Source organism: Streptomyces sp. NBC_01006 (assembly GCF_045162725.1).
Lineage (GTDB): Bacteria > Actinomycetota > Actinomycetes > Streptomycetales > Streptomycetaceae > Streptomyces.
Map to the genome: position 1 here is coordinate 4,711,445 of NZ_CP108700.1, position 21,031 is coordinate 4,732,475.

General features: G+C 72.1%; 16 protein-coding genes. 8 read left to right on the plus strand and 8 right to left on the minus strand.

Annotated features, from left to right (window positions below):
• Positions 1–59 precede the first annotated feature (59 nt).
• From OG509_RS21540 to OG509_RS21575, 8 genes are all read right to left on the minus strand, one after another.
• Complete coding sequence (locus tag OG509_RS21540) at positions 60–251, minus strand: hypothetical protein (RefSeq protein WP_406184079.1); 192 nt, start codon at positions 249–251, stop codon at positions 60–62.
• 212 nt (positions 252–463) lie between these two features.
• Positions 464–2,080: an FAD-dependent monooxygenase gene (locus tag OG509_RS21545; protein ID WP_406184080.1), complete on the minus strand. Its 1,617-nt coding sequence runs from the start codon at positions 2,078–2,080 to the stop codon at positions 464–466.
• 16 nt (positions 2,081–2,096) lie between these two features.
• A complete protein-coding gene (locus OG509_RS21550) occupies positions 2,097–2,921 on the minus strand; it encodes an arylamine N-acetyltransferase (RefSeq protein ID WP_053691874.1) in 825 nt (274 codons plus the stop codon).
• Between the two features lie 71 nt (positions 2,922–2,992).
• Positions 2,993–4,015, minus strand: coding sequence for a 3-oxoacyl-ACP synthase III family protein (locus tag OG509_RS21555; RefSeq protein ID WP_387287683.1), 1,023 nt, complete (start codon positions 4,013–4,015; stop codon positions 2,993–2,995).
• A gap of 132 nt (positions 4,016–4,147) precedes the next feature.
• A complete protein-coding gene (locus OG509_RS21560; RefSeq protein WP_406184082.1) occupies positions 4,148–6,043 on the minus strand; it encodes an anthranilate synthase family protein in 1,896 nt (631 codons plus the stop codon).
• Positions 6,040–6,663 carry an isochorismatase family protein gene (locus OG509_RS21565; protein ID WP_030160668.1) on the minus strand — a complete coding sequence of 208 codons (624 nt, stop codon included), beginning with the start codon at positions 6,661–6,663 and terminating at the stop codon, positions 6,040–6,042. The genes OG509_RS21560 and OG509_RS21565 overlap by 4 nt, the downstream gene beginning before the upstream one ends.
• A gap of 63 nt (positions 6,664–6,726) precedes the next feature.
• A complete protein-coding gene (locus OG509_RS21570; RefSeq protein ID WP_406184083.1) occupies positions 6,727–7,497 on the minus strand; it encodes a 2,3-dihydro-2,3-dihydroxybenzoate dehydrogenase in 771 nt (256 codons plus the stop codon).
• 19 nt (positions 7,498–7,516) lie between these two features.
• Positions 7,517–8,689, minus strand: a complete 1,173-nt coding sequence (locus OG509_RS21575) for a 3-deoxy-7-phosphoheptulonate synthase (RefSeq protein ID WP_406184085.1) — start codon at positions 8,687–8,689, stop codon at positions 7,517–7,519.
• Positions 8,690–8,914: 225 nt separating this feature from the next.
• Here OG509_RS21575 and OG509_RS21580 point away from each other — a divergent pair, with 225 nt between their 5' ends.
• The 8 genes from OG509_RS21580 (at position 8,915) to OG509_RS21615 (ending at position 21,005) form a co-directional block, all read left to right on the plus strand.
• A complete protein-coding gene (locus OG509_RS21580) occupies positions 8,915–9,895 on the plus strand; it encodes an NADPH:quinone reductase (protein ID WP_406184087.1) in 981 nt (326 codons plus the stop codon).
• 176 nt (positions 9,896–10,071) lie between these two features.
• Positions 10,072–10,614, plus strand: a complete 543-nt coding sequence (locus OG509_RS21585) for an SRPBCC family protein (RefSeq protein ID WP_406184088.1) — start codon at positions 10,072–10,074, stop codon at positions 10,612–10,614.
• Between the two features lie 97 nt (positions 10,615–10,711).
• Positions 10,712–12,343, plus strand: coding sequence for a class I adenylate-forming enzyme family protein (locus OG509_RS21590; RefSeq protein WP_406184090.1), 1,632 nt, complete (start codon positions 10,712–10,714; stop codon positions 12,341–12,343).
• 94 nt (positions 12,344–12,437) lie between these two features.
• Positions 12,438–14,426: an FAD/NAD(P)-binding protein gene (locus tag OG509_RS21595; protein WP_406184091.1), complete on the plus strand. Its 1,989-nt coding sequence runs from the start codon at positions 12,438–12,440 to the stop codon at positions 14,424–14,426.
• A complete protein-coding gene (locus tag OG509_RS21600; protein WP_406184092.1) occupies positions 14,423–15,883 on the plus strand; it encodes a lyase family protein in 1,461 nt (486 codons plus the stop codon). The genes OG509_RS21595 and OG509_RS21600 overlap by 4 nt, the downstream gene beginning before the upstream one ends.
• A 22-nt stretch (positions 15,884–15,905) precedes the next feature.
• Complete coding sequence (locus tag OG509_RS21605) at positions 15,906–17,321, plus strand: MFS transporter (protein ID WP_406184093.1); 1,416 nt, start codon at positions 15,906–15,908, stop codon at positions 17,319–17,321.
• The gene (locus OG509_RS21610; protein ID WP_406184095.1) at positions 17,314–19,560 is read left to right on the plus strand and encodes a molybdopterin oxidoreductase family protein; all 2,247 of its coding nucleotides are present in this window, start codon (positions 17,314–17,316) and stop codon (positions 19,558–19,560) included. The genes OG509_RS21605 and OG509_RS21610 overlap by 8 nt, the downstream gene beginning before the upstream one ends.
• Positions 19,557–21,005, plus strand: a complete 1,449-nt coding sequence (locus OG509_RS21615; protein WP_406184097.1) for an FAD-dependent oxidoreductase — start codon at positions 19,557–19,559, stop codon at positions 21,003–21,005. The genes OG509_RS21610 and OG509_RS21615 overlap by 4 nt, the downstream gene beginning before the upstream one ends.
• Positions 21,006–21,031 lie beyond the last annotated feature (26 nt).

A 21,031-nucleotide genomic window follows, 5' to 3' on the forward strand; every position in this document is an offset into this window, starting at 1 on the left:
CAAAAGCAGTGGGCCCCGTCCGGTATCGGACGGGGCCCACTGCTTGCGCGGGGGGTGGATCAGGCGCCGGTGGGGGGCGTCGGCGGCGTGGTCGGGGGCGTCGCCGGGGCCACGCCCGGACCCTTGGTGTCGGCCAGTACGGAGTGACCCTTGGTGCCGTTGGCCTGGTGGTCCTGCTCGATCGCCGCACCCAGGCCGAGGGTGAGGACGAGGGCGAAGATACCGACCAGACCAGCGAGCTTGCCGCGCATTTCGTACCCCTTGTTTGTTTGGAAATCCCGTGTCGCTTTCGACATGACAGAGATTCGCAACGGGGCTTCCTGCTCCAGTCCCTCTCCGTTCCCGCTCAAGTGGGTGGTGGTATGGGAACGGAACGGGAACGGGCAGTCTAACGAGAAAACCGGTGGGCTATCCGGTATTTCTTTGGCCGGATATCGTCGTTCAAATATCGGTGGATTGCCGCTCAGGAAAGGGAGAGTCGAAGTTCCGCTTCGAGTCGTCCCAGATCCCGCGCATGGCCGTGGGCAGCGATATGCCCGTCCGGCCGGATCAGGTAGTACCCCGCGGAGCGACATCCGGCCTGCGCGGCGGCGTCGCGGCGCCGTACCGTCACGTGCCGCAACAGTGGCCATTGCGCCACGATGTGGCCCAATTCCTCCTCCCAGGCCCTGTTCCCGTCCGGGACGACCACCAGGTTCCAGCCGTGCGGATCCGCGGCCGGTCCCGAGATCCCGTAAGCGAGTGCCAGACGGCGCGGGAAGACCGCGCCGACCTCCAGGGCGCCGGGCAGTGAGCGCCGTACGCGGCAGCCCGTCCAGCCCGAGGGCTGCTGGGTGTCGCGGGTCACCGGGTACGACAGCCGGCGGCCGGCCATCACCGGGGCGTAGAACTCCGAGACGATCCCGGTCCGGTCCAGGAGCCGGAACGCCGCGTCGCGCGCCGCCACCGTGGCCTTGGACTTGAACAGCCAGGCCCTGGTCTGGAAGTCGGTGTCGCGCACGAGCTGGCGGGTGACCTCCGCCCGCTCCTCGCCGTAGGAGGCGAGCAGCGAGGAGGGGGACTCGCCCCGGATCACCGAGGCCAGCTTCCAGGCGAGGTTGTGCGCGTCCTGGAGGCCGTTGTTCATGCCCTGCCCGCCGGCCGGGCTGTGCACATGGGCGGCGTCGCCCGCCAGGAAGACCCGGCCGCGCTGGAACTCGCTCGCCCGCCGGGCGTGAACCCGGAACACGGCCTTCCAAACCGCCTCCTTGATCCGTACGCCGCGCGGTCCGCGCTCGTCGATGACGGCCTGCATCATCGCGGTGTCGACCTCGCCGCCGCCCTGGGGCATCACCGACAGGAACCGGAAGATCCCGCCCGGGATGGGCACGATCACCAGCGCGCCGTTCGCGGACTGGTAGAAGTGGCACTCGTCCGGAGGTAGGTACCCATCGATGCGTGCATCGATGAGCGCGAAGGCCATCTCGTACGTCGATCCCTCGAATCCGACGCCGAGCTGGCCCCGGACGGCGCTGCCGGCACCGTCGGCGCCGACGACGAACGGCACCCGCAGCCGCTGCAGCCCCTCGGGGGTCTCCAGCACCGCCGTGACGCCGTCGGTGGCCTCGATCCGGCCGGAGTAGTCCAGCCCGTCCAGGGCGAGCAGCCGCACCCCGCGCTCGATCTTGCCGCCCAGTGCCTGCAGCCGCTCGGTGAGCAGCCGCTCGGTGACGTGCTGGGGCAGGGTGCGGCACGCCAGGTCGTCGGAGAACCCGAAGGAGGCCAGCGGGCGCCGTTCGGAGAAGTAGCTCAGCGTGTTGATCCGTACGGACTCCTCGTCGACCACGCCGCCCAGACCGGTGTCCTCAAGGATGTCGAGGGCGCGCGGCCAGACGGACAGGGCCTTGGGGGTCAGCATGGGTTCGACGGCACGGTCGATCACGCGGACCCGGATGCCGCGCCGCAGCAGTTCGACGGCGGTCAGCAGGCCGGTGGGGCCGGCCCCGACCACCAGGACGTCCAGGTCGGACGCCCCGGCGGCGGCGGGTACCGCTTCGCCCTCTCTCGTGGGCCGGCTCTCGCCGGCTATCAGGTCAGCCATGGCCTCTGGGACTCTCTCAGTCGGTGCGGACGCCGGTGGTGGTGGAGTTCTCCGGCTCGGTGGGCAGTCGGTCGAGGCTGATGCCGAAGTGGGTCTTGTAGGCGGCGATGACCTCGGCGTCGTCCTGGAGGACGGTCTTCGAGCGCTGGTCGCCGTCGACGACGTTCAGGTGGCGGCCCTTGAGGGTCACCAGACCGGTCTCGGTGCGGATGGAGCAGAACAGCGCCTGCATGAAGGAGGAGTCGGGCGCCGTGCGGTACCACCACAGCGAGGGGCCGTAGTCCTCGATGCGGACCGGGGTCTCGACGACCTGGTACAGCGGGCGGCCGCCGAGCCACAGGTCCACGGTGCCGGGCTGTCCCTCGACGTCCTTGAGCTGGTACTCGCCGTGCGGGTCGCTCTGGACCTCGCGGCTGGTGAAGTCGAGCGGGAAGCGGCTGTTGCGGCCGAAGCCGGTGTCGACGAGGTACACCTTGTCGCCGATGGTGACCTTCAGGGCGAGGTGGCCGAGGAACGGGCCGAGGCCCTCCGGCCGGTGCACGCGGCCCGGCAGGATGTCGACCTCGTAGCCCAGGGCCTCCAGCACGAAGCCGAGCGCCGGGTTGACCTCGTAGCAGCCGCCGCCGCGGTGGTCGATCGCCACCTTGTCGACGGAGCGCTGATCCATGTGGATCTCGCGGCCTTCGAGGTGGTAGTCGAGGTTCTCGAACGGCACGGACAGCACGGCGCGTTCGGCCAGGTGCCGCAGTCCGGCGAGGTCGGGCTGCGCGGGGCGGCTCGCGCCGATCCGGGTGAGGTAGGCGTCGACCCGGGCGTCGTCGATCGGGGTTGCGTCCAGCATGGAATCTCCTTGAAGGGTGTCGCCCCCGGGGCGGGGCGGGCAGGGAGGGAGGGAGGGGTCCGCGGGAGGGGTTACCAGCGGACGAGCGACAGACCCAGGGCCATGCCGCCGCCGAAGCCCGCGAGCAGGACCAGGTCGCCGTCGGCCAGCCGGCCGGAGCGGGCCGCGCGGTCGAGGGTGATCGGGACTGAGGCGGCGCCGGTGTTGCCGTACCTCTCGTACGTCGTCCAGGTGCGGTCGGTGCCCACTCCGATTTCCTCGGAGAGGTCTTTCAGCATGTGTCCGTTGGCCTGGTGCGGAACGAAATGCGCGATGTCCGCGGTGGTGAGGCCGCGTTCCGAAAGGAATGCGTGGATGGCGGGCGGGACATTCGCGGCGACGAAATCGCGGACGCCCCGGCCGTTCATGGTGAAGTACTGAAGTCCCTCGGCGAGGGTTTCGGCGGTGGTCGGAATACGGCTGCCGCCCCCGGGGACCTCGATCAGATGGCGGTCGGCCGCGAAACTGGCCAGCCGGTTCGCGAGGATGCCGCGTCCTTCCCCGGCCGCCGGGCCGAGGACGACGGCGCCGGCGCCGTCACCGAACAGGATCGTGGTGCGCCGGTCCTCGCGGTTGAGGATCCGGGAGTACACGTCGGCGCCGATGACCAGGGCGTAGCCCTCGCCGGTGGCGGCGGCGAGCATGCCCTGTGCCGTGGTCAGGGCGAACAGGAAGCCCGTGCAGACGCCGTTGACGTCGAAGGCGGCGGTGCCCTGGTCCGCGCCGAGCTCGGCGGCGACCACGGCCGCCGTCGGCGGCTGGGGCTGGTCGGGGGTGGACGTCGCCACCACGATGAACGACAGCTGCCTGGCGCGGATTCCGGCACTTTCCAGTGCCGCCCGCCCCGCGATCACCGCGAGATCGGATGTTGCTTCATCGGGCTTCGCCCAACGCCGCTCGCGTATTCCCGTCTTGCCGAGTATCCATTCGTGATCAACTCCGGCCGGCGCTCCGACTTCTTCGTTGGAAATGACATGAGCCGGTACGTACGACCCCGTACCGAGCACGCCCACCGAAAAAGCATTGCGCGCACCGTGATTTCCCGTCGTGATCATTTCTACGACTCCTCAACACTGCGTGAAACTCATGGTTCCGTCCCGGGGGAATGCCGACAACGGCGTCCGTGGGACCTTGTCAGGTACGGGGTCGCGGGGCGGTCCGGGCGGACCGGACCGCCCCGCGCCGCGTCAGGCGGCGAGCACCCGCGCCGTCAGCGAGGACAGCAGGTCCCCGGTGATGCGCGGTCCGTTCTGTGTCAGCACCGACTCGGCGTGGAACTGCATCGACGCGAAGTGCGGGCCGCGCAGCGCGTGCACCTCCCCGGTCTCCGGATCACGGCTGATGTCCACGAGCCCGACACCGGGGACGACGGCCGAGTCGACCAGGGAGCGGGCGGCGAAGGTGTTGTAGAAACCGACCCGTTCCGGTCTGCCGAAGAAGTCGATCTCCTTCTGCACGCCCTGGTTGGGCTCGCTGCGGCGGACCAGGTCGAAGCCGAGCGCGGTGGACAGCACCTGGTGGCTGAGGCAGACGGCCAGGAAGGGCCGCCGTTCGTCCAGCAGGTTCCGTATCGCCGCGCGCAGGTGGTCGATCTTGGGGTGGGAGCCGTCCCGGGGGTCGCCCGGGCCGGGGCCCATCACCACCAGGTCGTGTCCGTCGAAGGAGTACGACTCGTCATAGCGGCGAATCGTCACGTCCAGGCCGATGGAGTCCAGTTGGCGGGCGATCATCGCCGTGAACGTGTCCTCGGCGTCCACCACCAGCACCGTTCGGCCGGCCAGCTCAGGATCCACGGCCGCCCGGTCCTGGTCCTCCTTGAGCCAGTAGCCGGCGATCGTGCGGTTGCGGTCCTCCAGTGCCGCGCGGACGGTGGGATGGGTGGCGAACCGGGCCGGGCCGCCCCCCGATTCGAGGGCCGCGAGCAGTCCGGCGGCCTTGGCCGCGGTCTCGGCCACCTCCGACCACGGGTCGGAGTGGCGTACCAGGGTGGCGCCGACCCCGATGCGGACCTCGCCGCCGGCGCCGATGTCGGCCGTACGGATCAGGATGGACGAGTCCAGCGCGTCCCCGCCCTGCTCGTCGCGGCCGATCAGCGCCAGTACGCCGCTGTAGTAACCGCGGCCCTGGGGCTCGTACTTGGCGATGACCTGGGCCGCGCTCTCCAGCGGGCTGCCGGTGACGGTCGGGGCGAACAGGGTCTCGCGCAGGATCTCCTCCGGGGGGCGCGTACTGCGGCCCTCGATGAAGTACTCGGTGTGGGCGAGGCGGGCCATCTCCTTGAGGTACGGCCCGTCGACGCGGGCACCGCCCTCGCAGATCCGGGCCATCATCTTGAGTTCCTCGTCCACCACCATGTAGAGCTCGTCGACCTCCTTGGTGTCGGCGAGGAAGTCCATGACCTCCGGCAGCGAGGGTCCGGCCGCCGGGTAGCGGTACGTGCCGCTGATCGGGTTCATGACGGCGGTGCCCCCGCGCAGGCTGACGTGCCGCTCGGGACTGGCGCCGACGAGGGTGCGCTCGCCGGTGTGCACGACGAAGGTCCAGTACGCGCCGGACTCCTTCTCCAGCAGCCGCCGGAAGAGGGTCAGCGCGTGGCCGGTGGAGTACGCGCGGATGCCGGTGGTCCAGGACCGCTTGAGGACGAAGTTGGCGCCCGCGCCCTCGCCGATCTCGTCCGAGATCACCCGGCGCACGGTGTCCGCGTACTCCTCGTCGGAGACGTCGAACGCTCCTCCTTCGAGTTCGATCGGCAGGTCGGGGATCCGGGAGAGGGCCTCGACGAGCGAGATCTGCTCCTGCCCGGTGACGGTCATCGCGACCAGCGGGGTGTCCTCGTCGGGGGCGGCGAAGCCCCGTTCGGAGATCTGCCGGTACGGGATCAGCGCGAGCACCTCGTGCCGGGAGCCGCTCGCGGCCGGCGCGGCCGCGGCACCCGGTGCGCGCAGCTGCGCCAGCGAGTCCACGGTGGCGCTCTCGCCGACGATGACGTCGAGGATCCCGGGACCGGCGGCTTCCGGACGGTAGAGAAGGGCGAAGGGGGGCGGATTGGGGCCCAGGACGCGGGCCAGCAGCGGTGAGGTCATCCGGCGATCTCCTTGGCGGTGGTGACGACCGCGCACCGCTTGGACGCGTAGTCGATGGCCAGCCGGTGCTCCAGCTCGCTGAAGTCGCCGATGGCGTCCGCGACCAGGAAGGTCTGGATGTCGTGGCTGAAGGACTCGATGGCCGTGGTCAGCACGCCGACGTGCGCGTAGACACCGCAGATCACGAGCTGGTCCCGGCCGGCGGCGCGCATGCGTTCCAGCAGGTCGGTGTTGAAGAAGGCGCTGTAGCGCCACTTGGTGCAGACCCAGTCCTCGGGGGCGGGGGCGAGCGCGGGGACGACCTCGCGGTCCTCGGGCGTCGTACGCATCCCGGGACCCCAGATGTCCGCGAGCAGCCCGCGCTGCTCGGGGGTCATGCCGCCGGGCTGGGCGGTGTAGGCGACGGGGGCGCCGTGGGCCTTGAAGTGCTCACGCAGCAGTACGGCGTTGTCCGTCAGCTCGGCGCGCAGCCCTTCGGGGAAGGGTGCGAGGAAGTAGCGCTGCATGTCGTGGACGAGCAGCACGGCTCGTTCCGGGTCGAACGACCACTGCGGTACGGACGGGGGGATGTCTCCCGCGGTCGGGAGGGGATAGGGCTCGATGGTCGGTATGCCGGCCATGAATGTCCTCTCGGATGTCTGTTCCTCAAAGGGGCTGCGCAGGGGTGGACGGGGTGGGCGGGCTCACGCGCCGAGCGTGGCTCCGCCGTCCACGGTGAGGACGTGCAGGGTGATGTGCGCCGCCCGGTCGGAGAGCAGGAAGAGCACGGATTCGGCGATGTCGTTGGTCCGGGCGAGCTTGCCCAGCGGGATGCCGACCTTGTAGGAATCGGGGCTGCCCGCGATGGTCCTCGCGGGGCCCTGCTCGTCCTCCCACATGGAGGCGAGCATCGCCGTGTCGGTGGACCCGGGGGCGACGACGTTGCAGCGGATGTTGTGCTTGGCCACTTCGAGGCCGAGCGTCTTGGTGAGCATGGTCGCGGCGGCCTTGGACGCGCCGTAGGCGCCCATGGCGGTACGAGGGGTGCCGGACGCGTTCGAGGCGACGGTGACGATGGCCCCGCGGTTGCGGGGGATCATCCGGTTGACGGCGGCTCGGGACAGCCGGAAGACACCGCTGACGTTGACCTCGAAGGTCTGCAGCCAGTCCTCGTCGCTGAAGTCCCGTACCTCGCCCAGGCGCAGGATCCCCGCCGTGTTGACGAGGAATTCCAGCGGGCCGAGTTGGGACTCGACCGCGTCCACGACGGCCTCGACCTGCTCGGTGACGGTGACGTCGGCCGGGTGGGCGTGGACGTCCAGTCCGTCGGCGGCCAGCTTCTCCACCGACTCCCGCAGTCTCTCGGCGTCCCGGTCCACGGCGGCCACCGTCGCGCCCTCCTCGGCGAGCAGGCGGGTTACGGCAAGGCCGATACCTCCCGCGGCTCCTGTGACGAGGGCGACCTTGTTCTCCATGTCCAATCTCCCTGCTGGTTCAGGCTCGCCACTGCGTCACCACGGCGTAGGCCTGGTTCGGGTTGAGGCGGGGGTCGCACAGGCTCGTGTACTTCTCTCCGACCGTGTCCAGCTGGTCCGCACCGGTCGCGCACTCGGTGACGTCGTCCGGGGTCGTCTCCAGGTGCAGCCCGCCCGCGATCCCGCCGCCCTGGGCCACGGCGGCCTGGAAGCCCTGGATCTCCTTGACGACAGTGGCGACGAGACGGGTCTTGTGACCGCCGGGGGCGGAGAAGGTGTTGCCGTGCATGGGGTCGGTCAGCCAGATCACCGGGTGTCCGGCCTGCCGGACCGCGTCCACGAGCGCGGGCAGGCGCTCGGCGACCAGGTCGGCGCCCATGCGGGCGATCAGGGTGAGGCGGCCGGGCTCGCGCCAGGGGTCGAGGCGCCGGCACAGCTCGATGAGCTCCTCCGGCTCCATCGACGGGCCCACCTTGCAGGCGACCGGATTGACGACCCCGGCCAGCATGTCCACGTGGGGGCCGTCGATCTGGCGGGTGCGCTCGCCGATCCACGGGAAGTGGGTCGAGGTCAGCAGCGGGCTGCCCTCCTCGTCCCAGCGCATCATGGGCAGTTCGTAATCGAGGAGCAGCGCCTCGTGGCTGGTCCACACCGGCGGGCAGATGCCGGAGCGGCGGGCCGGGTCGGTCCAGCCGAGGTGGGCCATGGCCTGCGCGGCGGCGCGGTAGCCGGAGAGCAGGCGGAAGGGGTCGGGGAGGCGGTCGGCCAGGCCGGCGTCGGGGCCGTTGACCATGTGCCCGCGGTAGACGGGCAGTTCGACCCCGTCCACGACCTCGGTCGGGCGCGAGCGCGGCTTGGCGAACTGGCCGGCGAGCCGCCCGATCCGGACCACCGGCTTGTGCGTGATCATCTTCAGGGTGCCGGCGAGCATGTCGAGGAGGGCGGACTTGCGCGCGATGTAGCCCGCGTCGCACTCCGAGGGGTCCTCTGCGCAGTCGCCCGCCTGGACCACGAAGGCCTCGCCGGCGGCCACCCGAGCGAGGTGGGAGCGCAGGCGGCGGACGTCTCCGGCATTGACCAAAGCAGGACGCTGGGAAAGATCGTCCTTTACTTTTGCCAGTTCGGGGAAATCGGCCCAGTCGGGCTGTTGGAGGGCCGACGCTTTTCTGACGGTGAGTGAAGCTGTAACCACAGGAAACTCCCAGGAAATGGGCCCAAGTCTGGCGTATGGGCAGAACTGAGGGGTGGCGGATTATCGATGCTGCTGGGTAATTGGGGCGGCACCCACCGGGCGATGGTCACTCCGTCAGGTGGGGCGGCCGCACCTGACAAAGCCGCCGGTGATCGCTTAACTCACACCTGACTGAAAATCGGCACGGGGTTTCCCGCGGCGGCCGCTGCGAACAGAATCCGAACCATGCATGCCGCCTATATCGAACAGTTGGGTCCCGCGGAGCTCATCCGCTTCGGTGAGCTGCCCGCTCCGCAGCCGGGGCCGTCCGACGTGCTCGTCGAGGTCGACGTCGTGTCCGTCAACCACGTCGACACCTTCGTCCGCTCGGGTGCCTGGCGCACCCCGCTCGCCTTCCCCTTCGTGATCGGCAGGGACCTCGTCGGTACGGTGCTGGCCGCCGGCCCCGAGGTCGCCCACCGCTTCGCGCCCGGGGACCGGGTCTGGTGCAACAGCCTCGGACACGACGGCCGCCAGGGCGCCGCCGCCGAGCAGGCCGTCGTCCCGGCCGACCGGCTCTACCCGCTGCCCGAGGGGGTGGACCCGGTCGACGCGGTGGCCCTCGCGCACCCCGCCGTCACGGCCTACCTCGCCCTCTTCGACCAGGGCCAGGTCACCGCCGGTGACACCGTGCTGGTGGCGGGGGCCGCGGGCAACGTGGGCAGTGCGCTGGTCACGATGGCCGCGCAGGCCGGAGCCCGGGTCATCGCCACGTGTTCGCCGCGCGACTTCGACTACGTACGAGAGCTCGGCGCGGCCGAGGTCATCGACTACAACGACCCCGACGTGGCCGGCCGGATCCGGGAGCTCAGCCCGGACGGGGTGGACATCCACGTCGACACCTCGGGCCGCAACGACCTCGACACCGCGGTGGACCTGCTCGCGAGCCGCGGCCGGATCGTGCTGCTCGCGGGGCTGCGCACCCGTCCCGTGCTGCCGGTGGGGCCGCTCTACCTCAAGGACTGCTCGGTCCGCGGTTTCGCCATCTCGCACGCCACCGCCGGCCGGCTGGCCGCCGCCGCGGCCCACGTCAACAAGCTGACGGCGGCCGGGCTGCTGCGGCCGCGCGGCACCGAGGTGCTGCCGCTGTCGGCGGCGGCCGAGGCGCACCGCCTGCTGGACGAGGGCAAGGTGACGGGAAAGCTGGTGCTGCGCGCCCGTTCCTGACGGATAAAGCTGACGGACAAAGCTGCGGAAAAAGCTGCCGGCGGCGCCGTGGAATCATTATCGCGGCGCCGCTCCCGCATGTCTTGAATTTCATTGTGCAATACACGGGTAAAAGACCTGATGGACCTGCGGCAAGAGTCTTGAGTGGCGAATGGTCGAGCAGCAGTATTTCGGCCATGACGAACTCCATCATCGACTCGACCCCGCTTTTCGAGGTCCGCGCGGATATTCCCGTCGCGGCCACTGCGCAGGAGATCTACGACGTCGTGAGCGACCTGACCCGGAGCGCCGAGTGGAGCCCGGAATGCCAGGGCGGCGAGTGGATTTCCGGTGAACCCTCCAGCGTCGGCGCGGTTTTCCGCGGCGAGAACCTGCGCGCCGAGGACGTCGTCGGCTGGGCCCCGCTGGTCCGCGGCACCTGGTACACCGAGGCCCGCATCACGGCGGCGGAGCCCGGCCGCACCTTCCGCTGGATGATGCTGACCCACGCCCAGGAGGACCAGGAGTCCATCTGGGGCTTCGACATCGAGCCGGCGCAGCAGGGCTCGGTCCTCGTGCACCACTTCCGGATGGGCAAGGCGACGGCCGGCATCCACAAGATCGTCGCCGACCTGGACGAGGTCCAGCGCAAGCAGTTCATCACCGACTGGACCGAGAAGCTCGAACAGGACCTCGACGCCACCCTCGCCCGCATCCGCGACGTCGTCGAAGGCCGCTGAGCCTGCGTTGTCGCACCCGGACGCCGGCACCGGCCTCCCCCGCGGTGCCGGCCCACTCCCCGTACGCCATCGAAGACACTCTTGAGAGAACGAGGCCATGCTTCTCCAGCGCATAGGAAACAAGGGCATCCGGCTGGGTACGCTCTTCGACCGAGCGGCCGCCCGCACCCCTGCGGGCCTCGTGGTCATGGACCACGACCTGGACATCGCCCCGCAGCTCGGGCGCCGCCCCACCTTCACCGAACTCGCGGACCTGATCGACGACTTCGCCTCCCGTCTGTGGTCGGTCGGCGTACGGCCCAACCACCACGTCGTCGTGCACAAGTCCGACGGCTTCGACATCTCGCTGCTGGCCTGCGCGATCGCCCGCATCGGCGCGATCCCCGCCCTGCTGTCCCCGAAGCTGGACGGCGAGACGGTCGCGACGCTGGTCCGCCGCATCGACCGGCCCTTCCTGATCACCGACCAGGAAAAGCTCGACCACAACCTGCCGGCCGAGATCTTCGACATCACGGCCGAGGTGCTGCTGACCACGGGTTCCTTCGACAAGGCCGTCGAACTGGCCTCGCTCGCGGGTGCCACCCGGGTCCCGGCCATCCCGATGCCGCCGGACCACCCCACCCTGATCACGCACACCTCGGGAACCACCGGCACCCCGAAGCTCGCCGTCCACACCGGTCACACCTTCGAGGCCCGCTACCGCCCGCAGGCCACGGTTTTCTCGGCCGTCGCCAAGCGCGAACCCGTCGCCGTGCACGTCTCGTTCGTCCACTCGCGGATGTTCACGGCGATGCCGATCTCGATCCTCCAGGGCCACACCCTGATCGTCCTCAAGGAGGACGACCCGGAGACCGTCGGCGACATCTTCTCCCAGGTCCCGCCCGGCTTCATCGAGGCCCACCCCAACACCTTCCTGCGCTGGGAGGCACTGGCCGACGACCCGCGCGGCCCGCTCTCGAACGTCAAGTACTACAGCTCGACGTTCGACGCGATCCACCCGCGCACCGTCAGCATCCTGCTGAACGCCACCAAGCGCCGCAACCCGCTCTTCGCCCAGGCCTACGGCCAGAGCGAGGTCGGCCCCATCGCGGCCCGCACCTACACCCGCAAGGGCGGCGCGGACTTCGACGGCCGCTGCGTGGGATCGCCGTTCCCCGGCATGACCGGCGTCCGCGTCGTCAGCCGCGACGGCAACCCCGTCACCAAGACGAACCCCGGCTTCATCGAGATCAAGTCCGACGGCCGCATCATCACCTACCTCTCCGAGCACGAGCGCTGGGAGAAGCAGGTCAACGACGGCTGGTGGCGCATGGGCGACCTCGGCTACCGCACCAAGTGGGGCTGCCTGCACCTGCTCGACCGCGAGGTCGACGAGATCCCGGGCATCGGCTCGACCCTGGAGATCGAGGACAAGCTCTTCACCCGGCTGCACGAGCTCATCGAGGTCATCATCATCCCCGGCGCCGACGGCGTCCCGGTCCCCGTGGTGTGCACGCGCGACGACAAGCCCCTCGACCTGATCGCGTGGAAGTCCGCGGTCATCGGCCTGCCGAAGCTCGCCGCCCCGGTCCAGTGGCGCCTCCAGGACGTCCCGCAGACCGCCACCACCAAGATCAAGCGCCTCGAACTCGCCCGGCTGGTCGCGGGCGGGACGGACGGCGCGGACGGCGAAACCGAAGCCGACGCCCGAGCCGAAACCGGAACCGAGGTCAAAGCCGACGCCGCATGAGCGCCCCGGTGAACTCCGCCGCGCCACCGCGCCCGGCCCACCACCGCGCAGACCCGGCTCCCACCCTGCATCCCCACAGCATCGGAGAAAACGCATGAGCAGCTCGTCCGTAGAGATAGCCGTCGTCGGCGCCGGCCCCCGCGGCCTGTCCGTCGTCGAGCGCCTGGTCGCCAACGAGCGGGAGAACCCCGTCCACGACTCGGTCGCCATCCACGTCGTGGACCCGGCCGCGCCCGGCGCCGGCCAGGTCTGGCGCTCCGGCCAGTCCCGCCACCTGCTGATGAACACCGTCGCTTGCCAGATCACCGTCTACACCGACGACAGCTGCAAGATCGACGGCCCGATCGAGCCCGGCCCCAGCCTGTACGAGTGGGCCAAGTCCCTCTCCGTGCTGGGCCAGTTCGGGGACTACGACGAGGGGACACTCGCCGAGGCCGCGGCCATGGGCCCGGACACGTACCCCACCCGCGCCTTCTACGGCAACTACCTCAGCGAGTGCTTCCAGCGCGTCATCGTCGGCGCCCCCAAGCACGTCACCGTCCACGTCCACCGCTCCCGCGCCGTGGCCGTCGCCGACACCCTGGGCATCCCCGGCGGCCCGCAGGGCGTCCGGCTGCAGGACGGCACCCGCCTGAACGACCTCGACGCCATCATCCTGGCCCAGGGCCACGTCCCGGCCCGCCTGACCCCGCGCGAGGCGCGCACCGCCTCCCTGGCGCGCATCCACTACCTGACCTACCTGACGCCGGGCAACCCCGCCGACAAGGACCTCGCGCAGATCAAGCCCGGCCAGACGGTGCTCATCCGCGGCCTGGGCCTGAACTTCTTCGACTACATGGCGCTGTTCAGCCACGGCCGCGGCGGCACCTTCGTCCGCGACGAGGACGGCAAGCTCGGCTACCAGCCGTCCGGGCAGGAGCCCCGGCTGTACGCCTTCTCCCGGCGCGGCATCCCGTACCACGCCCGCGGCGACAACGAGAAGGGCGCGTACGGCCGTTACTACCCCAAGCTGCTGACCCCGGACTACGTGCGCGCCCTGCGCGAGCGCGCCGCCGCCGGCGGCCGGGTCACCTTCAAGGAAGACCTGTGGCCCTTCATCTCCCTTGAGGTCGAGAGCGTCTACTACGGCGCCCTGCTCGCCGCCAACGGCCAGCCGGAGGAGCGCGAGGCGTTCACCGAGCGCTACCTGGAGACCGAGGACGCCGAGGCCCGCGGCTGGCTGCTCGCCGAGTACGGCATCCCCGAGGAGCAGCACTGGAGCTGGGAGAAGCTCTCCGTCCCGTACGGCGACACGCAGTTCGCCGACCGCGACGCCTTCCAGAGCTGGCTGGTGCAGTACCTCGCGGCCGACGTCGTCGCCGCCCGGCAGGGCAACCTGAGCGGCCCGATCAAATCGGCCCTGGACGTCCTGCGCGACCTGCGCAACGAGGTCCGGCTCGCCGTCGACCACGGCGGTCTCGACGGGGACTCGCACCGCGACGACCTGGAGGGCTGGTACACCCCGCTCAACGGTTTCCTCTCCATCGGCCCGCCGGCCACCCGCATCGAGGAGATGATCGCCCTCATCGAGGCCGGCGTCCTGACGATCACCGGCCCCGGCACCCAGGTCCGCATCGACACCGACACGCAGACGTACGTGGCCGCGTCCACGTCCGTGCCCGGCCCGCAGGTCAAGGCGCAGGTGCTCATCGAGTCCCGGCTGCCCGAGCCCGACCTGCGGCGCACCTCCGACCCGCTGCTCCAGCACCTGCTGGACACCGACCAGGCCAAGCCGTACGTCATCTCGGGCGAGCAGGGCGGCTACCAGACCGGTGGCCTCGCGGTCACCGAGCGCCCGTACCGGCTCATCGACGCCCGCGGCACCGCCCACGCGCGCCGCTTCGCCTACGGGGTGCCGACCGAGTCCGTGCACTGGGTCACGGCGGCCGGCATCCGGCCCGGGGTGGACTCGGTGACGCTCGGCGACTCCGACGCGATCGCCCGCGCCGTCCTGGCCCTGCCGCCGCTCGCGAGCCTCCCGGCCGGGATCCGGGCGGTGGCCGACGAGTCGGCCGGCGACACCCTGCCCGGTGTGATCGTATGACCGGCGAGGGCCTTCTCGTGGACGCCGGCCTGCTGTCCCCGGTGCGGGCCGGCACCGCGGTCGAGGCGGCCGTCGGCGACCGGGCGTGGCTCCAGGCCATGCTCGATGCCGAGGCCGCCCTGGCCCGGGCCCAGGCGAGTCTCGGCACCCTTCCGAGGGCCGCCGCGGCCACCATCACCGAGGCCGCCCGGGCCGAGCGGTTCGACCTGAGGGCCCTCGCGCTCGCCTCGCGGGAGACCGCGAACCCGGTGGTGGGCCTGGTCCAGGCCCTCACCGCCGTGGTCCGCGGCATCGACCCGCACGCCGCGGACTTCGTCCACCGGGGCTCCACCAGCCAGGACATCTTCGACACCGGCGCCATGCTGGTGGCCGCCAGGGCCCTGCGCCTGATCCGGGCGGACCTCGCCCGGACCGCGCAGGCCCTGGCGGGCCTCGCGCACACCCACCGCGACACCCTGATGGCGGGCCGCACCCTGGCCCTGCACGCCGTCCCCACCACCTTCGGACTCAAGGCCGCCGGCTGGCGCGCCCTCGTCCAGGGCGCCGACGCCCGCCTCGCCCGCGTCCTGGACGAGGGCCTGCCGGTCTCGCTCGGCGGGGCCGCCGGCACCCTCGCCGGCTACCTGGAGTACGCCGACATCGACCGCCCCGACGTGGCGGCCGACACCGCCCACCCCTACCTCGACCGGCTCGTCGACGCCTTCGCCGCCGAGACCGGACTCGCCCGCCCGGTGCTGCCCTGGCACGCGCTGCGCACCCCGCTCGCCGATCTCGCCGCCGCGCTGGCCTTCACCGCCGGCGCCCTCGGCAAGATCGCGGTCGACGTGCAGGCGCTGACCCGGACCGAGGTGGGCGAGGTCGCCGAACCCGCCGCCGCCGGCCGCGGCAGCTCCTCCGCCATGCCGCACAAGCGCAACCCGGTGCTCGCCACGCTGATCCGATCGGCGGCCCTCCAGGTCCCGGTGATCGCCGCCGGACTGACCCAGTGCCTGGTCACCGAGGACGAGCGCGCCGCCGGCGTCTGGCACGCCGAGTGGCAACTGCTGCGCGAGTGCCTGCGGCTGGCCGGCGGCGCCGCCCACACCGCGGTCGAACTCGCCGAGGGGCTGGAGGTCCGGCCCGGCCGGATGCGGGAGAACCTCGACCTCACCGGCGGCCAGGTGGTCTCCGAGCGCATCGCGGCCCGCCTCGCCCCCCGCCTGGGCAAGGCCGCCGCGAAGCAGCTGCTGACCGAGGCCTCGGCCGCCGCCGCCGGGAGCGGGCAGCCCCTGGGCGCCGTGCTCACCGGGATGTCCGAGGCCGGGCACGGACTCGGCGCGGACCACATCGCGCAGCTGTGCGACCCGGCCGGGTACAGCGGCGCCGCCGGCGCCCTCGTCGACCGCGCCCTGGCCGACGTACCGCGGAAGCCGCAGTCGGCCCCGCCGCAGTCCCCACCCCCCGGACCAACCGTCTGACAGACAAGGGAGAAACCAGGTCATGAGTGCCGCGAGAGCAGCCACGCGATCGGCCAAGGGGCGCTGGATCGAGGACTGGGACGCCGAGGACGAGCAGTACTGGGAGCGGGGCGGCAAGCGCATCGCCCTGCGCAACCTCTACCTGTCCGTCGTCTCCGAGCACATCGGCTTCTCCATCTGGAGCATGTGGTCGGTCCTGGTGCTGTTCATGACGCCCCGGATCGGCCTCGGCTTCGCGCCCGACGAGAAGTTCCTCCTCGTCGTCACCCCCACGCTCGTCGGCGCCCTCCTGCGCCCCTCGTACAGCTACGCCGTCACCCGGTTCGGCGGCCGCAACTGGACCGTCTTCGCCTCGGCGATCCTGCTGGTGCCGGCCCTGCTCACCGTGTGGTTCATCCAGCGCCCCGGCACCCCGCTGTGGGTGTTCCTGCTGATCAGCGCCCTCGGCGGGGTCGGCGGCGGCAACTTCGCCTCCTCGATGACCAACATCACCGGCTTCTTCCCGCGCCGCCACCAGGGCTGGGCCCTCGGCCTCAACGCGGGCGGCGGCAACCTCGGCGTCGCCGCCGTCCAGCTGCTGGGCCTGCTCGTCATCTCCACCGCGGGCGACACCCACCCGGCGTACATCGCCGCCTGCTACCTGCCGCTCATCGTGCTCGTCTCCCTCGTCTGCGCGCTGAAGATGGACAACATCGCGACCGTACGGACCGACCCGGGCGCCCAGCGCGAGGCCCTCGCCCAGCGCGACACCTGGCTCATCTCGCTCCTCTACATCGGCACCTTCGGCTCGTTCATCGGCTACGGCTTCGCCTTCGGGCTGGTCTTGCAGACCCAGTTCGGCTCCACCCCGCTCCAGGCGGCCTCGTACACCTTCCTCGGCCCGCTGCTCGGCTCCTTCTCCCGCCCCCTCGGCGGCTGGCTCGCCGACCGGTTCGGCGGCGCCCGCATCACCCTCATCACCTTCGCCGGCATGGGCGCGGGCACCGGGGTGCTGCTCCTCGCCTCGGACCGCGACTCCCTGACGATCTTCATCGCCGGATTCACCGCCCTGTTCGTCCTCAGCGGCATCGGCAACGGCTCCACCTACAAGCTGATCCCCGCGGCCTTCACCCGCCAGGCCGAGGCCCGCATCGTGGAAGGCCAGGACGCCACCCGGGCCTTCGCCACCGCCCGCCGCCTGTCGGGGGCCGCCATCGGCATCTCGGGGGCGATCGGCGCGCTCGGCGGAGTCGCCATCAACCTCGCCTTCCGCGGCGCCTACAGCGGCGGCGCGAGCAACGGCGCCCCCGCCTTCCTGTCCTTCCTCGGCTACTACGCCGTATGCGCCGCCGTGACCTGGGCGGTGTACGTACGCCGCGAGCGGGCCGGCGCCCCGGCCCCGCAGCAGCAGACGGCGCCGGCGGCCGCCGCCACCCGCCCGGAGAACGTCCATGTCTGACCGGACCCCGTCCGACGGCGAGGCCGACGCCGACGCCGGGACCGTACGGACCCACTGCCCGTACTGCGCCCTGCAATGCGGCACCCTGCTGAGCCGCGCCGACCCGGCGGGCGGAGCCGAGGTACGGCCCGACCCGGAGTTCCCCGTCAACGGCGGCGGCCTGTGCCAGAAGGGCTGGACCGCCCCCACCCTGCTCACCACCCCCGACCGGATCCGGACCCCGATGGTCCGGGACCCCGGCGGGACCCTGCGCCCCACCGACTGGGACACCGCCCTCGACACCGTGGCCGCCGCCCTCACCCGGATCCGCGCCCAACACGGACCCGACGCCGTCGGCGTGTTCGGCGGCGGCGGTCTCACCAACGAAAAGGCGTACCTCCTCGGCAAGTTCGCCCGCCTCGCCCTCGGCACCAGCCAGATCGACTACAACGGCCGCTTCTGCATGTCCTCGGCGGCCGCCGCCGGGAACGCCGCCTTCGGCCTGGACCGCGGACTGCCCTTCCCCGTCACCGACCTCGCGGCCGCCGACACGATCCTGCTCGCCGGGGCCAACCCCGCCGAGACGATGCCCCCGCTGATGCGCCACCTCACCGCCGCCCGGCTGATCGTCATCGACCCCCGCCGCACCCCCACCGCCGCCCGCGCGGCCCTGCACCTCCAGCCGCGCCCCGGCACCGACCTGGCCCTCGCCCTCGGCCTGATGCACATCCTCGTCGTCGACGGACACACCGACCGGGCCTACGTCGACCAGCGCACCACCGGCTTCGAAGCCGCGTGGAAACGCGCCGCGTCGTGGTGGCCCGAGCGCGTGGAGAAGGTCACCGGCGTACCCGTCAGCGACCAGCGCGAGGCCGTGCGGATGCTCGCCGCCGCCGACCGCGCGTACGTCCTCACCGGACGCGGCGCCGAACAGCACAGCAAGGGCACCGACACCGTCGCCGCCTTCATCAACATCGCGCTCGCCCTGGGCCTGCCCGGCCGCGAAGGCGGCGGCTACGGCTGCCTCACCGGCCAGGGCAACGGCCAGGGCGGCCGCGAGCACGGCCAGAAGGCCGACCAGCTCCCCGGCTACCGGATGATCACCGACCCGGCGGCCCGCGCGCACGTGGCGGAGGTCTGGGGCGTCGACCCCGAGACCCTCCCGGGCCCGGGCCGCAGCGCCTACGAACTCCTCAGCGCCCTCGGCACCGACACCGGCCCGCGCGCCCTGCTCGTCTTCGGCGCCAACCCGGTGGTCTCCGCCCCGCGCGCCGACCGCGTCGCCGAGCGCCTGGCCTCCCTGGACCTGCTCGTCGTCGCCGACTTCGTACCCTCGGAGACCGCGCGCATGGCCGACGTGGTGCTGCCCGTCACCCAGTGGGCCGAGGAGGAAGGCACCCTGACCAACCTCGAAGGCCGCATCCTGCGCCGGCGCCGGCTGCTCGACCCGCCGCCCGGGGCCCGCTCCGACCTCGCCGTACTGCGCGCCCTCGCCACCCGGCTGGGCGACCTCCCCGAGCGCTACCCGGCCGAACCCCGGGCCGTCTTCGATGAGTTGGGCCGCGCCTCCCGGGGCGGGCCCGCCGACTACTCGGGGATCGACTACGAACGCCTCGACGCGGGCGAGACCCTGCACTGGCCCTGCCCGCGCACCGCCGACGGCGAAGCCGCCCACCCCGGCACCCCCCGGCTCTTCCTCGACCGGTTCGCCCACCCCGACGGCCGGGCCCGCTTCGCCGAGGTGGAGCACCGCCCGCCCGCCGAGGAGGCGCACGCCGAGCACCCGCTGTACGCCACCACGGGCCGGGTCCTGGCCCAGTACCAGTCCGGTGCGCAGACCCGCCGGGTGCCGCAGCTGACCGCCGCCGCCCCCGAGGTGCACGTCGAGGTGCATCCCGACACGGCCGCCCGGGCCGGCCTGACCGAAGGCGGCCACGCCCGGGTCAGCTCCGCGCGCGGCACCACGCTCGCCCGGGTCCGCCTGGATCCCACCCTGCGCGCCGACACCGTCTTCCTGCCGTTCCACTTCCCGGGCGCCGGGCGGGCCAACCTGCTCACCAACGACGCCCTCGACCCGCGCAGCCGCATGCCCGAGTTCAAGGTGTGCGCGGTCCGGATCGAACCGGCGGACCTCGAATTCCCCGAGACGGACGCCGAGAGGGGCTTCGAAGAGGACGGCATCGAGGACGACGGCGACGGCACCGTGCTCGCCACCGCCCCCGGCCACGGCCCCGCACTCCTCCAGGACGCCCGCCCATGACCACGCACCCCACCGCGCCGCTCCTCGTCATCGGCAACGGCCCGGCCGCCCACCAGATCCTCGACCGGCTGCGCCACTTCGGCTGCGAGGACCCCGTCACCGTCCTCGGCGCCGAGGACACCCCGGCCTACCACCGGGCCCTGCTCACCTCCGCCCTCGACGGCAGCCTGCCGACCGAGGCGATGGAACTGCCCCCGCCGCCCGGCGACACCACGATCCGGACCGGCGTCTGCGCCGTCCGCGTCGACCGGGTCCGCCGCCGCGTGCACACCGCGGACGGGGACGTCTTCCCGTACGCCCGGCTGATCCTGGCCACCGGCGCCACCCCGCGCCTCCCCGACCTGCCCGGCCTGCGCACCCCCGACGGGAGCCCGGCCGCCGGGGTCGCCGTCCTGCGCACCCTCGCCGACTGCGCCCGGCTCACCGCCCCGGCCGTGGTGGCCGCCCGGGCCCCCGTGACCATCCTGGGCGCCGGATCCCTGGGCGTCGAAGCCGCGTTCGCGCTGGCCCTCAAGAACCGTCCCGTCACCCTCGTCCACCCCGGCCCCTGGCCGATGGACCACCTCCTGGACGCGGCCGCGGGTGGCCTCGTACGCGACCGGCTCACCGCCGCCGGCGTCGAACTCGTCGCCGGCAGCCCCGCCGCCTCCTACACCCCCGCCACCGCCCATGCCCCCGGCGCCCTCACCCTCGCCGACGGCGCCGCCCTGCCCGCCGACACCCTGCTGCTGTGCACCGGCGTCCTGCCCGAGACCGGCCTGGCCCGCACCGCCGGACTGGCCGTCCGCACCGGCATCCTCGTCGACGACTGCATGCGCACCGACGACCCGCTGATCCACGCCATCGGCGACTGCGCCGAACACCGCGGCAGCCGCGGCGGATCCCTGGCCTCCGGCTGGGCCCAGGCCGAGGCCCTGGCCCGCCACCTCGCCTCCGGCGCCCGCGGCGTGGCCCCCGCCCGCCGTGTCCTGCGGCCCCGTATCGCAGGCCCCGGCCTCGTGGTCCTCGGCATCCCCGGCAGCGCCCCCTGCGACGAGACGATCACCCTCAACGACCCGGCGAACGGCCGCTACGCGCGCCTGGAGCTGACCGGCGAACGCATCACCGCCGGGGTCCTCCTCGGCTTCGACCGGGCCATCGCCACCACGACCGAGCTGTATGTCCACGACGCGCCCGTCCCGCGCGACCGGCTCAGCCTGCTCCTGGGCCGCGCACCCCGCCTGGCCATGACCGGCTCCGCCGAGATCACGCCAGAAACCGTCGTCTGCCTGTGCAACAACGTCACCCATCAGGACCTCACCCAGGCCTGGCACGCCGGAGCGCACGAGCTCGCCGAGCTCGCGGACGCCACCCGCGCGACCACCGGCTGCGGTGGCTGCACCCGCCAGGTGGAGTCCATCTGCACCGCCCTGGCCTCCACCAGCGCTGCCGCGACCGGCAGTTGACCCGGCGCGGCGGCCCCCACCCCGCG

Bases quoted from the DNA above. Each gene is read 5' to 3' on its own strand.
- OG509_RS21540 (WP_406184079.1), bottom strand. From the start codon at position 251: ATGCGCGGCAAGCTCGCTGGTCTGGTCGGTATCTTCGCCCTCGTCCTC.
- OG509_RS21545 (WP_406184080.1), bottom strand. From the start codon at position 2,080: ATGGCTGACCTGATAGCCGGCGAGAGCCGGCCCACGAGAGAGGGCGAA.
- OG509_RS21550 (WP_053691874.1), bottom strand. From the start codon at position 2,921: ATGCTGGACGCAACCCCGATCGACGACGCCCGGGTCGACGCCTACCTC.
- OG509_RS21555 (WP_387287683.1), bottom strand. From the start codon at position 4,015: ATGATCACGACGGGAAATCACGGTGCGCGCAATGCTTTTTCGGTGGGC.
- OG509_RS21560 (WP_406184082.1), bottom strand. From the start codon at position 6,043: ATGACCTCACCGCTGCTGGCCCGCGTCCTGGGCCCCAATCCGCCCCCC.
- OG509_RS21565 (WP_030160668.1), bottom strand. From the start codon at position 6,663: ATGGCCGGCATACCGACCATCGAGCCCTATCCCCTCCCGACCGCGGGA.
- OG509_RS21570 (WP_406184083.1), bottom strand. From the start codon at position 7,497: ATGGAGAACAAGGTCGCCCTCGTCACAGGAGCCGCGGGAGGTATCGGC.
- OG509_RS21580 (WP_406184087.1), top strand. From the start codon at position 8,915: ATGCATGCCGCCTATATCGAACAGTTGGGTCCCGCGGAGCTCATCCGC.
- OG509_RS21585 (WP_406184088.1), top strand. From the start codon at position 10,072: ATGACGAACTCCATCATCGACTCGACCCCGCTTTTCGAGGTCCGCGCG.
- OG509_RS21590 (WP_406184090.1), top strand. From the start codon at position 10,712: ATGCTTCTCCAGCGCATAGGAAACAAGGGCATCCGGCTGGGTACGCTC.
- OG509_RS21595 (WP_406184091.1), top strand. From the start codon at position 12,438: ATGAGCAGCTCGTCCGTAGAGATAGCCGTCGTCGGCGCCGGCCCCCGC.
- OG509_RS21600 (WP_406184092.1), top strand. From the start codon at position 14,423: ATGACCGGCGAGGGCCTTCTCGTGGACGCCGGCCTGCTGTCCCCGGTG.
- OG509_RS21605 (WP_406184093.1), top strand. From the start codon at position 15,906: ATGAGTGCCGCGAGAGCAGCCACGCGATCGGCCAAGGGGCGCTGGATC.
- OG509_RS21610 (WP_406184095.1), top strand. From the start codon at position 17,314: ATGTCTGACCGGACCCCGTCCGACGGCGAGGCCGACGCCGACGCCGGG.
- OG509_RS21615 (WP_406184097.1), top strand. From the start codon at position 19,557: ATGACCACGCACCCCACCGCGCCGCTCCTCGTCATCGGCAACGGCCCG.